This window comes from Acidovorax sp. SUPP3334 (assembly GCF_030159055.1).
GTDB lineage: Bacteria > Pseudomonadota > Gammaproteobacteria > Burkholderiales > Burkholderiaceae_C > Paracidovorax.
The window spans coordinates 158837-171462 of record NZ_BQXQ01000002.1 but is presented as its reverse complement, the minus strand read 5'-3'; the positions used below and the strand labels follow the sequence as shown (position 1 = coordinate 171462).

The window sequence follows — 12626 nt, the reverse complement described above, 5'->3', positions numbered from 1 at the left end:
CGCGAAGGCCACGGGTGCGGCAGCAAAGGCCGCCGCAGATGCCCGGGCTCACGCGGGCGAGGCGCGCAAACCTCAGAACTTGATCACGTTCCACACGCGCGGGGCGGTGTTGGTTTCGGCGCCGTTGCGGGGCCGGGTGCGTGCGCCTTCGCCGGGCTGGATCTCGTATTCGGGCATGCTGCCGGTCTTGGGCTGCACCGTGATGCTCTGCGTCTGGCCGCCCACGCGCAATTCATTCACGCGGCTGCCTTCGTCTTCGACCTGGATGCGCTCGACGCGCTGGTTCTGGCGGCCGTCCGCTTGCTCCTGATTTGGTAGCTGCTCGCGCTGATCCACTGTGCGCTGGGCCGCATTTTGATCAGTGGTCTGGGCCAGGACGGGGCCGGCAGCCAGTGCCAGCAGGAAGAGGGTGTGGACAGCGCGCATGGGCGGATTGTAGAGCGCCGCACCTGGCGGGCGCGCAGCGCGGGGCACAATCTGCGGCTATGAGCAAACCCAAGACCCTGGTGCTGGTGGACGGCTCCAGCTATCTGTACCGCGCCTACCATGCCATGCCCGACCTGCGGGCCGTACCGGGCGACCCGGCCAGCCCGGCCACGGGCGCCATCCGCGGCATGGTCAACATGATGCAGGCCCTGCGCCGCGAAGTGCGCGCCGACTATGCCGCCTGCGTGTTCGACGCCTCGGGCAAGACCTTCCGCGACGACATCTATCCCGAGTACAAGGCGCAGCGCGCCCCCATGCCCGACGACCTGCGCAGCCAGATCCCGGCGATCCACGAAGTGGTGCGCCTGCTGGGCTGGGCCGTGCTCGATGTGCCCGGCGTGGAGGCCGACGACGTGATCGGCACGCTCGCCGTCACCGCCGCGCGCCAGGGGGTGGAGGTCATCGTCTCCAGCGGCGACAAGGACATGAGCCAGCTGGTGGATGCGCACATCACCATCATCGACACGATGAGCGGCAAGAAGCGCGACATCGCCGGCGTGACGGCCGAGTTCGGCGTGCCGCCGCACCTGATGGTCGATTACCAGACCCTGGTGGGCGACACCGTGGACAACGTGCCCGGCGTGCCCAAGGTCGGTCCCAAGACGGCTGCCAAATGGCTCATGGAATACGGCTCGCTCGATGCGCTGATGGAGCGCGCGGCCGAGATCAAGGGCGTGGCGGGCGAGAACCTGCGCAATGCCCGCGACTGGCTGCCCACCGGCCGCCAGCTCGTCACCATCCGCACCGACTGCGACCTGGCCGCGCACGTGTCCGGCCTGCCCTCGCTGGATGCCCTCACCACCGGCGCGCAGGACGCCGCTTCGCTCAAGGCCTTCTACGAACAGTACGGGTTCAAGGGCCTGGCCCGGGCCATCGACATCCAGGAAGCCCCGCCCGAGCTGCTGGAAGAAGACGCGGCCAAGTCCGGCAAGGGCCGCCGCGGCGCCGCCATGAACCCGTCGCCCGGCCTGTTCGACGAGCCGGCCGAAGCCGCCGCCGCCAAAGTCAGCAACCTGCAATACGACACCGTGCTCACCTGGGAAGCCTTCGACGCCTGGTTCGCGCGCCTGCAGGCGGCCGATCTGGTGGCGATCGACACGGAGACCACTTCGCTCGACGAGATGCGCGCCGAGATCGTCGGCATCAGCTGGAGCGTGGAGGCCGGCACGGCCGCCTACGTGCCGCTCATGCACGACTACCCCGACGCGCCAACGCAATTGCCCCGCGACGAAGTGCTGGCGCGGCTCAAGCCCTGGCTGGAGGACGGCACGCGCAAGAAGCTGGGCCAGCACGTCAAATACGACCGCCATGTGCTGGCCAACCACGGCATCGAAGTGCAGGGCTATGCCCACGACACCATGCTGCAGAGCTATGTGCTCGAAGTGCACAGGCCGCACGGCCTGGGCAGCCTGGCGGAGCGGCACCTGGGACGCAGCGGCATCCATTACGAAGACCTGTGCGGCAAGGGCGCCAAGCAGATTCCGTTCAGCCAGGTGTCGATCGAGCTGGCGGCGGAGTATTCGTGCGAGGACTCCGACCAGACGCTGGACGTACACCGCGTGCTGTGGCCCCAGTTGCAGGCCGACGACAAGCTGCGCGGCATCTACGAGCTGGAGATGGCCAGCAGCGAGGCGCTGTACCGCATCGAGCGCAACGGCGTGCTGGTGGATGCGCCCATCCTCGCGCAGCAAAGCCATGAACTGGGCCAGCGCATCCTGCAGCTGGAAACCGAGGCGTACGAGATCGCGGGCCAGCCGTTCAACCTGGGCAGCCCCAAGCAGCTGGGCGAGATCTTCTTCGACAAGCTGGGCATGCCCGTGGTCAAGAAGACCGCCACCGGCGCGCGCAGCACCGACGAAGAGGTGCTGGAAAAGCTGGCCGAGGATTACCCCCTGCCCGCCAAGCTGCTGGAGCACCGCAGCCTGTCCAAGCTCAAGGGCACCTACACCGACAAGCTGGCGCAACTGGCCCATCCGTCCACCGGCCGCGTGCATACGCACTATGCGCAGGCCGTGGCGGTGACGGGCCGCCTGTCCAGCAACGACCCCAACCTGCAGAACATTCCCATCCGCACGGCGGAAGGCCGGCGCGTGCGCGAGGCCTTCGTGGCGCCGCCCGGGCGCCTGATCGCCAGCGCCGACTACAGCCAGATCGAGCTGCGCATCATGGCCCACCTGAGTGGCGACGCTTCGCTGCTGCACGCCTTCACCGAAGGGCTGGACGTGCACCGCGCCACGGCGGCCGAAGTGTTCGGCGTGGACGTCAGCCAGGTCAGCAGCGAACAGCGCCGCTACGCCAAGGTCATCAATTTCGGGCTCATCTACGGAATGAGCAGTTTCGGCCTGGCCAAGAACCTGGGCATCGAAACCAAGGCCGCGGCCGCCTACATCGACCGCTACTTCCAGCGCTACCCGGGCGTGAAGGCGTACATGGACGAAACCAAGGCCCTGGCGAAGACCAAGGGCTATGTGGAAACCGTGTTCGGCCGGCGCCTGTACCTGCCCGAGATCAACTCGCCCAACGGCCCGCGCCGCAGCGGCGCGGAGCGCGCGGCCATCAACGCACCCATGCAGGGCACGGCGGCCGACCTCATCAAGAAGGCCATGGTGGCGGTGCAGGACGTGCTGGGCGCCGAAAAGCCTGGGGTGCTGATGATCATGCAGGTGCACGACGAACTGGTGTTCGAGCTGCCCGAGAGCGAGGTCGACTGGGTGCGCCGCGAGATTCCCCGGCTGATGGCGGGCGTGGCGGACTTGAAGGTGCCTCTGCTCGCGGAAGTCGGCATGGGGCCGAACTGGGACAAGGCGCATTGACGCCAGCGGTGCGCTGACGCCCGGCGCTGCGTGCGCCTGACGCGCTGTAGCCGGTCGGTCAGTGGCCCGTTACAGGCCCGTGAACGGCACGTCAACGGCCCATCAACGTCCCTCAATGGCCCATGAGCGCAGGCAGCGCTTTCTCGCAGGCGTCTCCGCAGAGGAACCGCTTCGATTCAGAACGGGCCGCCTGTTCAGTCAGGTACCCGGCACCCGCCGCGTGGATGCGCCAGGCGTACCGCTTGCCACCCTTCGTCAGCGTGCCGGAAACGCTGCACGGCAGGATGATCGCCTCCGCATCGAACCGGCTCGCTGAGACTTCGGCCGCTGTCGAAAAATAGGTTTCCACATCCTTCGCTGCCAACGTGAGCGTTTCACAGCCCATCGTGGCTTGGGTGTGGTCGATGGCGTGTTCAAGGGGATGCGCCACCGCATGCCCTGGCATGCCGGCCGGACTCGGCAAAGCCAGCCAGAACCAAGCAAGCCCTCCCGCCGCGCAGGCGATCAGCGCCGCGGCACCCAGCCTTGGGGATTGGGGTCGGCCGGCTTTCATTGCCCCGTCGGTGCGAGGCCGATGCATCAGGATCAAGATGCCGGGCAGTCCGCCGCGACATCCGATCCCAGCGGGAGGTAGTAATGGGCTTTCGGCGTCCACTGGCCCTTTGCGCCGCTTTCCGCGATCTTCACGTGCATTCCCTCGCTGGAGAGGCAGTGGTCCACGCGCACCCTGGCCTTGCGGTCCGGCCATCGCAGCACGATGCGGTGGGCCGACGTGCGTGTGGCCACCGCGTTCTTTTGCAGCAGCAGGCCCACGAAGCCTTCATCGGGCGCTTTCTGGAATTGCGCCTCGCGTTCATCCACGGGCACCGCGTCTTCGCCGCGGTATTGGAGGATGGAGGCCTCCTGTGCGGCCGCGCCCGGCTGCACGCAGCACTCCGGCTTCTTGCCCATCGGCGGAGACAGCCGCAGGTAGTGCTGCGGCTCGCCGTCCGGCTGCGGTTGGGCCATGACCAGGCGGGGCGCATCGGGCCGGCGCGCGTCCAGGATGCCGACACGGGACGACACCGCCTGGGCCGACGGTGCCGACGGTGCCGACGGTGCCGATGGGGCAGGCTGGGCGGCCGGCGGGGCTCCCGCTTGCGCGGCCATGCCGCTGAAAAGCATGCCCAGCAGCGCGAGCACGGCGGGGCGCACCGACCGGCCCGCAGAAAAACCGCCGGCGCCGGTGCGGCGCGCAGGGGCGCCTTCAACGGGGCGTTCAGTGCCCATCGTCGGACCAGTGCGGTGGGTCGGACACCAGCTTGTAGACACCGTAGGTGGCGCCGAGGGCGTGCAGTTGCGCAGCGGTGGTGACAGTGGTGCTGGTGCCAGTGGCATTGTTGAAAGCCTTCCCTGAATAATTGGTGATCGTCATGTCGATGGCACGGCCCTCGGAGTGCCGCGAGGCGAGGGCCGGCGCATACACGATGCCATAGCCCGCAACCATCTGGTTGGCCGCGACCCGGGAGGCGCCCGCATTGACCGCTCCGGTGGCGCCGCGGTGCACCCATTCGATGTCCACGCCCGCCATGGCCGGCACGGTGCCGGCGTCCAGGTTCTCGCGCGCGATGCGCCATGCGTAATGCATGAGGTAGGCGCGTTCGGGCGGTCGCATCGTGGCGGAAATGGCAACCGATGCACCGCCGGCCTGCAGCGCGGCGATGAAGCTGTCCACCTTGGTGCGAAAGCTCGCGATCAGATCGCTCGTCTGGTTGCTGGTCGGAAATCTGGCCACCCATGCGCTGCCACTTAAATCTGCCATGCCTGTCTTTCTGAAAAAAGGTTGTCGGTGATGTTCTGGAACTGGAGGGAACCAGGACACGGAGAAAGGAAGAATGCGCCGCCGGAACACGGGCTTGCTCGCCGGCTCCGTCGCGCAATGCAGCGAGCCTATCGGTCTCTCATGACCGCCGTGCGGCATCTGTGTCAAATTGCTTCAACGGCAGAGCTGGGCAAGATGCTTTTTGATGCAATATGGCTGGCTTCGCCGTTCAAGAAAAGCCCGTTTCGCCATGCGCTTGCGCCACATCGAAGTCTTCAATGCGGTGATGCTCACCGGCAGCGTGAGTGCCGCCTCGCGGCTCATCAACGTCACCCAGCCTGCGGTCAGCCGCATCCTGGCGCATGCCGAGCTGCAGTTGGGCTTTCCGCTTTTCCACCGCATGAAGGGCCGCCTCGTGCCCACGCGCGAGGCGCAGACGCTCTACCCGCACATCGAACGCTTGTTCAACCAGCTCGACGATGTGCAGCGGCTCGCCAACAGCCTGCGCGGCCAGCAGCGTGAGGGGGAACTGCACGTGCTGAGCGTGCTGGCCCTGAGCCACGAAGTCATGCCGCGCGCACTGCACGCCTTTCGCAAGCTGCACCCCCGATGTGGCGGTGCGCATCGATGCGCTGCATTCGCCCCAGATCGTCTCGGCCCTGGTGCTGCAGGAGGCGGACATCGGCTTCGTATTCAGTGCGCTGGTGCATCCATCGCTGGCGCAGGAAACGCTGGCCGAAGGCCGTGTGGTGTGCGTGGCGCCCAAGGGCACTTTGGACGCGGCCATCGTTCAGGCAGGCGTGGTGCACCTCGCCGATCTGGCCCATACGCCCGTGATCCGGCTGGAGGCGACCGATCCGCTCGGCACGATGGTGAACCATGCCAGCCGCGAGGCCGACGTGGGGCTGCAGGCGGCCTTCACCGTGCAGACCTACCACGCGGCGCTGGCGCTCGCGCACCACGGGCTGGGGGTGGCGCTCGTGGATGTATGCACTGCGGCTTCCGCCGATCTGTCCCGGGTGGACGTGCTCGCGCTGGCGCCCCGCATCGCCGTGCCCGTGAAGGCTTTGCGCATGGTGAACCGGCCGGCCTCGTTGCTGACCGATGCCATGGTGCGCTGCATGCGGGAGGCGGTGGCGCAGACCTTGGCGTCGACCGGGCTGACGGAACGCGACTGACTTTGCGGCGGCTCAGGCGTGCGCCGTTGACTGCTGCATCTGTTTCGCCAGCAGCGCGGCCGTGCCGAAGGCCAGCGTGAAGCCCAGTGCGCCGTGGCCCGTGTTGATCCACAGGTTGGCGGGGCCTGCATCCGCGCGGCCTGCAATGGGCAGGCCGGTGGGCGTGGCGGGGCGCATGCCGGTCCAGGGGCGCAGCGCGTCCGCGGGCGCTTCGTGCCCCAGCACGGTGCGCACCGTGGCACGCAGGCCGTCGATGCGCGCGGGCGAGATGCTGTGGTCGTGGCCCACGAGTTCGGCCATGCCCGCCACGCGCAGCCGCTGCCCCAGCCGGGCAAACACCACCTTGCGCCCGGCATGCGTGACGTTCATGCGCGGCGCCCACGGCGCACCGTCCGGCGCGTCGAGCGTGACGCTGTAGCCTTTGATGGGATAGACCGGCAGGCGCACGCCCAGCTGGCGTGCCACCGCCACGCTACCGCTGCCCAGCGCCAGCACGAAGCGTTGCGCCTGGATCGGCCCCGCGCTGGTGCGCACCGCGGCGATGCGGCCCTGTGCAAGGTCGAAGCCCTGCACCTGCGCGCCCAGTTCGAAGCGGGCGCCGCGCCGGGCGAGCAGCGCGTGAAGGCCCTCGCACACCTTCTGGCAGTCGGCTGCGCATTCGCTTGGGGTGTGGATGGCCCCGGCGATGTGCGCGGCGTGGTGGGCGAGGGCAGGTTCCAGTTCCACGCACCGCTGGGCGGAAATCGACGCCTGTTCGCTGCCCCAGGCGCGCTGCAGTTCCATTTGCCTTTCGGCCGCAGCGAGGCTTTCCGGCGTGCCATAAAGCACCAGTTTGCCGGTGTCCGAAAAATCGCAAGACAGCGCTTCGCGGGCCCGCATGGCCTCGAAACCGGCGCGGCTGCGCACGGCCAGCGCCAGCAGTCGTTCGGTGGTGCGGCGCGATGTGGCGCTGTTGCAGGCCGCCAGAAACTGCAGGGCCCAGCGCCACTGGTGCGGGTCCCACTGCAAACGCAGCTGCAGCGGCGATTCGCGCGACAGCAGCAGCTTGGGCAACTGCGCCCAAAGCCCGGGGTCGGCCAGGGGCTGCACGTAGCTGTAGCTCAGCTGTGCGCCGTTGCCGCCGCTCGCACCGCCGCCCACGGGCCCCTGGTCGATCACCGTGACGCGCATTCCCTGGCGCTGCAGTTCGTAGGCGGTCGCCAGGCCCACGATGCCTGCTCCCATCACACATGCATCCATATCGCTCGATTCCCTTGGTTGTCCGTGGACAGTACTCTAAGGACGGCGGGCCTCGTTGAACAATGCCAAACCGCGCGGGACACATGCCGGCAAGTTATGCGTGGCACCGGGCGGTGGCTTGCATCGCCCGAGCGGGCCCGGAGATTGCTTCCGGCGCTCTATGGTCAATGCGGATGGCATAACTTTTCGTCATGGCCCATGCTGCCGAATGAATTGTTCAAAGCGGTGCCGAGTTCCTAAAGTGCCGTGGCACCCGCGCCGTTCCTCTCACTTTTTCTCTCCCTTTGTTTCCGTCAAGGAGTTCTCATGAAGCCATTCCTGTCTGCAGCCGTCCTTGCCGTCGGCGCTTTCGCTGCCACGGCGGCCAATGCCGATACCCTGCAGAAAATTGCCGAGTCGGGAAAGATCACGCTGGCCTATCGGGAATCGTCGGTGCCCTTCAGCTACCTGGCGGGCCCCGGAGAGCCGATCGGCTTTTCGGTGGAGATCTCCAATGCCGTGGTGGAGGCGGTGCGCGCCAAGCTGAAGAAGCCGTCGATCAAGGTGGAACTGCAGGCCGTCACGTCGCAGAACCGCATTCCGCTCATCACCAACGGCACGGTGGACCTGGAGTGCGGCTCCACCACCAACAACTCCGCGCGCGGCAAGGATGTGCAATTTGCCGTGAACTATTTCTACACCGGCACCCGCTTGCTCACCAAGAAGACGTCGGGCGTGCAGAACTACGCCGATCTGGCCAAGAAGAAGGTCGCCAGCACCAGCGGCACCACCAACGCGCAGGTCATCCGCAAGTACAGCCGCGAGAACAACCTGGACATGGACATCGTGCTCGGCAAGGACCATGACGACTCCATGCTGCTGGTCGATTCGGGCCGTGCGGAAGCGTTCGCGATGGACGACATCCTGCTCTTCGGCCTGAAGGGCAATGCCCGCAATCCGGCGGACTGGGTGGTGGTGGGCGATTCGCTGCAGGTCGAGCCCTATGCCTGCATGATGCGCAAGGACGACCCCCAGTTCCAGGCGCTGGTGAACGGCGTCATCGGCGCAATGATGAAGTCTGGCGAGTTCGAAAAGCTCTACACCAAGTGGTTCATGTCGCCCGTGCCGCCCAAGGGCCAGAACCTGGGCCTGCCCATGTCCAAGGAGCTGCGCGACAACCTGGTGGCGCAAAGCGACAAACCCGCCAACTGACCCGTCACCGATCGCCACGCCACCGCTTCCGAGGGGTTTTCATGATGACGGCGACTTTGTCCGTGCCCGCCTTGCAGCCCCGCATGGTCGGCATCCTCGGGGGCATGGGGCCCGCGGCCGGGGCTGATTTCGTGCGGCTTTTCGTGGAGGCTTGCACGCGCCGCATGGAGGCGCTGGGCATTCCCGTGCGCGACCAGGCCTATCCCGAACACTGGCTGGCGCAAGTGCCCATTCCCGACCGCACGGCGGCGCTGGGCGAGCGCATGCCCAGCGCATCGCAGCCTGCCGAACCGATGGCGCAGGCCACCGGCCGGCTGGCGGCGCTGGGGGTTCAGGCGATGGCGATCGCGTGCAACACCGCCCATGCCTGGCATGCAGAACTGCAGCAGCGGTTTCCGCAGGTCACAGTGCTTCATGGCATGCGCGAGGTGGCGGCGGCTTTGTCGGCTGCGCGGGAGCCGCGCGTGGGATTGCTCGCCACGCAAGGCTCGTACGACACCGGCCTTTACCAGGCCGCGCTGGCGGAGCAGGGCGTGGTCTGCGTGCTGCCCCTGCCGCATGAGCGCGAGCAGCTCATGCAGGGGATCTACGGCGGGGTGAAGGCTGGCGACTACGCGCTGGCCCGCAGCCGCTTTGCCGCCGTGTCGCAGGCCCTGCGCGAGCGCGAGGGCCTCTTCACGCTCATCATGGGCTGCACTGAAATTCCGCTGGCTCTGGACGAAGCGGCGGCGGGCACGCGACTGGTCAACCCCTCGCAGGTGCTGGCCGAAGCGCTGGCACGGCATGCCTATGCGGGCGTGCAGGCCGTGGCGAAGGCTGAGACCCTCGCCAGCGCCTGACCGGCCTCAGCCCCACAGCGCGGGCTTGTGGACCATCAGGTAATAAATCGCCAGCATCGCCACGAAGGCCGGGTAGCCCAGGGCTTCCCACCACCGCGCATAGCGGTTGTAGAGCGCTGGCATCGGCGTGCCATGGGCCGCCGCATCGCGGGCGATGGCGGCCATGCGCCACTGCAGCCACAGCACCGGCAGCCAGCACAGGCCCGCCAGCCCGTAGAGCCCGATCGATGCTGCGAGCCACGGCGTGGACAGCGGCCAGCCGGCCATCATCGCCATGGCGACACCGGTCACCGGCTGCACGATGCCGGCCGGCGTGGTGAACCAGGTGTCCGCCCGCACCACCAGCCGCGACACCACGGCCTGGGCCGCCACGCTGCCGCTGCGGTTGGCGAAGAACAGGTAGAACGCCGAGCCGAAGCCCGTGCCCACCAGCAGCACGCTGGACAGGATGTGAACCCATTTGAGCGCAAGGTAGGTGTTCATGTGCGGGGCGCTTTCAAGAGAACGATGAGGATGGCGGCGATGGGCAGGTTCTTGAGCAGCGGGCCCAGCGGGTCCAGCCACAGCGTGGGCAGCAGAACCGTCGCGATGGCGGTCATCACGCCCATCAGCACGAGCGCCATGGCATCGGTGGTGCGCCCGGGGCGCAGCCACAGCGCCAGGCCGATGGCGGTGTCGGCCGCGATGCCGCCCCACACCAGGGCCTGGATCCAGGCTTCGTTCTGCAGGCCGCCGCGCACCAGCAGGTCGCGGCCCTGGCCTTGCGCTTCGATGGCGCTGGCCAGCGCCGTGCCCAGCCATACCAGGACGAGGCTGCCGCGCAGCCATCGGGCGGTGGCGGCGTTCATCGTGCAGCCGGCGCCCAGGCGCTTTCGACCAGGCGGCGGTAGGGGGTGGCTTCGTGTCCCAGCAGGCGCCGAAGGGCGGCGGGGTCGGCCGTGTTGTCGCTGCCCAGCAGGGCGAGCGTTTCGCTGCACCACGGTACGCCGGGCACCTGGTCGCCCAGGCGCGCACTCAGGCGGCTGAGCGGCTCTGGCAGCCGCAGCACGCGGGCCGGGCCGTGGCCGCTTTGCTGGCGCAGGCTGGCGATCAGGCCGGCCATGGGCACGGCCTCGGGGCCGCTGCATTCGATGAGGCCGGTGGTGTCCTGTGCCGGGCCCATCAGGGCCACCACGGCATCGGCCAGGTCATGCACCGACACGGGCTGCACGCTGGCCTGCAACACGGCCCCAGGCAGCACCACCACGGGCAGCCGGGCCAGGTTCATGAACAGCGCGCTGCTGGCACCGCCGCGGCCGAACACGATGCTGGGCCGCAGCACCACGCCGGAGACATCTCCGCGCGCGGTGAGGCCGAGCAGGTGCGTGTCGGCCGCGCGCTTGGTGGCGGCGTAGCGCGTGCCGCTGCCCGCGATGCCGAGCGCGGAGATCTGCACGATGCGCCGCACGCCGGCCTGGGCGCAGGCATCGAACAGCGCCACGGGCGTGTGCTGGTGCAGGGCGTCGATCGGGCGGGCGCGGGTGTCGCGCAGCACGCCCACGGCATTCACCACGGCGTCGATGCCTGCCAGGCGCGGCAGCCACACGGCGGGGCTGGTGTCATGGGCGAAGTCCATGGCCACCTCGCCGGGCTGGCTGGCGAGGTGGCGCGGTGAAACGCCACCGTGCACGGTGTGGCCTGCGCGTTCGAGTGCGCGCTGCACCGTGCGGCCGATGAATCCGGTCGAGCCGGTCAGAAGGATGTGCATGGCATGGGCCTTTGAAAGAATGAAAGAAGGGCAGACGGCTGCGCGGTTCGCGGAGGGCTGCTGCGCCTCAGAGCCGGCATTGGTCGTCGCCGGGCTTGCAGTGGCGGGCCGCCGCGCGCCGGGCCGCGGCGCCGCTCGCGCGTTCGAACAGGCCCTGCACCAGCCACTGGGGCAGCCGGTAGCGGTTGCGGGCCAGCACCGGGTAGACCTTGTCGGCCAGCGGGCCGATCACGGGCCAGCGCGTGGCGGCGGTGACCCAGCCCAGGCCGACCGCTTCGTAAGCCGCGCGGAACACCGCCACGCCCCGCAGCAGGCCGCCGTCGGCGCGGCGCGCATGGATGAGGGTCAGAAGCTCTTCCTGGCTCGTACCGGCGGGAGGGCCTTCGAAGTCGGGCGCCCAGACGTCGGCGAAGCGCAGCAGGCCGGCCGTGTTGCGCACCATCAGGTTGCCCATCTCGGCGGCGCACAGGCGGCAGCGGGAATCGAAGTACAGGGTCAGGGGATAAACGGCCGGGTCGAGGGGGGCTGCGGAACTCATCTTTCAATCCTTCCGAAATTTCATTCAAAACAGAAATAATCTGGCAAAAAAAACCGCATGAGGCGTCAAGGCGGGGAGGGCGCCTTGCCCGCCTCGCCGCCCCGCACGAACTTCTGCACGCTGGCCCCCAGGCGCAGCACCTTGTCCAGGGTCGATGGGGAAAGCCGCAGCATTTCGTCGGCCCACACGCCCAGCGAATCCATGAGGTGCAGCGTTTCGCGCACGCGGTCCTGTGCGTCGGCGGTTTCGCCGGCGAAGTCGGGGCGGGCCACCAGCTCGCGCAGCATGCGCACGGTGGGGTCGAATTCGCGCTCCTTGCGTTCGCGCACCACGGTGCGAAACAGCTCCCACACGTCAGTGGAAGTTTCGAAATAGTCGCGCCGGTCGCCCAGCACGTGCGTGGTGCGGATCAGGTTCCAGTTGAGCAGCTCTTTCAGGCTGTTGCTGGCATTGGAACGGGCCACGCCCAGGGTTTCGCAGATCTCTTCCGCGTGCAAGGGGCGGCCATGAAAGAAGAGCAGCGCGTGGATCTGGGCCACGGTGCGGTTCACGCCCCAGGCGGTGCCCATCTCTCCCCAATGGACCACGAAACGTTGGGCGATGTCGGTGAGTTGCATGGGCGCAGTCTAGGCTTTCTTTTATTTCTGTCAAGACAGAAATAAAAGGCGGGTTGATGCGGTGGAGATGCCATGCCGCGCCAAGTGCGATGGCTTCGGAATCCCGCGTGCCTCTGCGGGGCATGCCGTCAGAGGCTGCAGGCCCTAGACTCCTGCGCTGCCGATCCCTTCACCCAA

At 67.9% G+C, this 12626-nt stretch carries 13 protein-coding genes and 1 pseudogene; 4 read left to right on the top strand and 10 right to left on the bottom strand.

Annotation, left to right across the window (positions count from 1 at the left end):
• Positions 1–72 precede the first annotated feature (72 nt).
• Positions 73–426 (bottom strand): hypothetical protein, encoded by a 354-nt coding sequence (locus tag AVHM3334_RS01725; RefSeq protein ID WP_284409090.1) that lies wholly within the window; start codon positions 424–426, stop codon positions 73–75.
• 59 nt (positions 427–485) lie between these two features.
• Here AVHM3334_RS01725 and polA point away from each other — a divergent pair, with 59 nt between their 5' ends.
• The gene (gene polA / locus AVHM3334_RS01720) at positions 486–3299 is read left to right on the top strand and encodes a DNA polymerase I (RefSeq protein WP_284409089.1); all 2814 of its coding nucleotides are present in this window, start codon (positions 486–488) and stop codon (positions 3297–3299) included.
• A 112-nt stretch (positions 3300–3411) separates the two neighbouring features.
• Here the strand turns inward: polA and AVHM3334_RS01715 are convergent, their stop codons facing one another.
• The 3 genes from AVHM3334_RS01715 to AVHM3334_RS01705 are packed head-to-tail and all read right to left on the bottom strand — an operon-like array spanning position 3412 to position 5100.
• Positions 3412–3852: a hypothetical protein gene (locus AVHM3334_RS01715; RefSeq protein WP_284409087.1), complete on the bottom strand. Its 441-nt coding sequence runs from the start codon at positions 3850–3852 to the stop codon at positions 3412–3414.
• Between the two features lie 32 nt (positions 3853–3884).
• The gene (locus tag AVHM3334_RS01710; protein WP_284409085.1) at positions 3885–4568 is read right to left on the bottom strand and encodes a hypothetical protein; all 684 of its coding nucleotides are present in this window, start codon (positions 4566–4568) and stop codon (positions 3885–3887) included.
• Entirely contained in the window at positions 4558–5100 is a 543-nt protein-coding gene (locus AVHM3334_RS01705) for a hypothetical protein (RefSeq protein WP_284409083.1), read from the bottom strand. Before AVHM3334_RS01705 ends, AVHM3334_RS01710 begins: the two co-directional genes overlap by 11 nt.
• A 250-nt stretch (positions 5101–5350) precedes the next feature.
• Between AVHM3334_RS01705 and AVHM3334_RS01700 the strand changes: the two are divergent.
• Positions 5351–6278, top strand: a pseudogene (locus AVHM3334_RS01700) (LysR substrate-binding domain-containing protein).
• Positions 6279–6290: 12 nt separating this feature from the next.
• On the opposite strand, the gene AVHM3334_RS01695 reads toward AVHM3334_RS01700, so the two are convergent.
• The gene (locus AVHM3334_RS01695) at positions 6291–7517 is read right to left on the bottom strand and encodes a D-amino acid dehydrogenase (RefSeq protein WP_284409081.1); all 1227 of its coding nucleotides are present in this window, start codon (positions 7515–7517) and stop codon (positions 6291–6293) included.
• A 306-nt stretch (positions 7518–7823) separates the two neighbouring features.
• Here AVHM3334_RS01695 and AVHM3334_RS01690 point away from each other — a divergent pair, with 306 nt between their 5' ends.
• Positions 7824–8708 (top strand): amino acid ABC transporter substrate-binding protein, encoded by an 885-nt coding sequence (locus AVHM3334_RS01690; protein ID WP_284409079.1) that lies wholly within the window; start codon positions 7824–7826, stop codon positions 8706–8708.
• Between the two features lie 41 nt (positions 8709–8749).
• Positions 8750–9547: an aspartate/glutamate racemase family protein gene (locus AVHM3334_RS01685; protein WP_284409077.1), complete on the top strand. Its 798-nt coding sequence runs from the start codon at positions 8750–8752 to the stop codon at positions 9545–9547.
• Between the two features lie 6 nt (positions 9548–9553).
• Here the strand turns inward: AVHM3334_RS01685 and AVHM3334_RS01680 are convergent, their stop codons facing one another.
• The 5 genes from AVHM3334_RS01680 to AVHM3334_RS01660 form a co-directional block, all read right to left on the bottom strand.
• The gene (locus AVHM3334_RS01680) at positions 9554–10030 is read right to left on the bottom strand and encodes a DUF2269 family protein (protein ID WP_284409075.1); all 477 of its coding nucleotides are present in this window, start codon (positions 10028–10030) and stop codon (positions 9554–9556) included.
• Positions 10027–10395: a DoxX-like family protein gene (locus AVHM3334_RS01675; RefSeq protein WP_284409073.1), complete on the bottom strand. Its 369-nt coding sequence runs from the start codon at positions 10393–10395 to the stop codon at positions 10027–10029. Before AVHM3334_RS01675 ends, AVHM3334_RS01680 begins: the two co-directional genes overlap by 4 nt.
• Positions 10392–11294: an NAD-dependent epimerase/dehydratase family protein gene (locus AVHM3334_RS01670; protein WP_284409071.1), complete on the bottom strand. Its 903-nt coding sequence runs from the start codon at positions 11292–11294 to the stop codon at positions 10392–10394. The genes AVHM3334_RS01675 and AVHM3334_RS01670 overlap by 4 nt, the downstream gene beginning before the upstream one ends.
• Before the next feature lie 67 nt (positions 11295–11361).
• Positions 11362–11832, bottom strand: coding sequence for a thiol-disulfide oxidoreductase DCC family protein (locus AVHM3334_RS01665; RefSeq protein ID WP_284409069.1), 471 nt, complete (start codon positions 11830–11832; stop codon positions 11362–11364).
• A 65-nt stretch (positions 11833–11897) separates the two neighbouring features.
• Complete coding sequence (locus AVHM3334_RS01660) at positions 11898–12449, bottom strand: GbsR/MarR family transcriptional regulator (RefSeq protein WP_284409067.1); 552 nt, start codon at positions 12447–12449, stop codon at positions 11898–11900.
• Positions 12450–12626 lie beyond the last annotated feature (177 nt).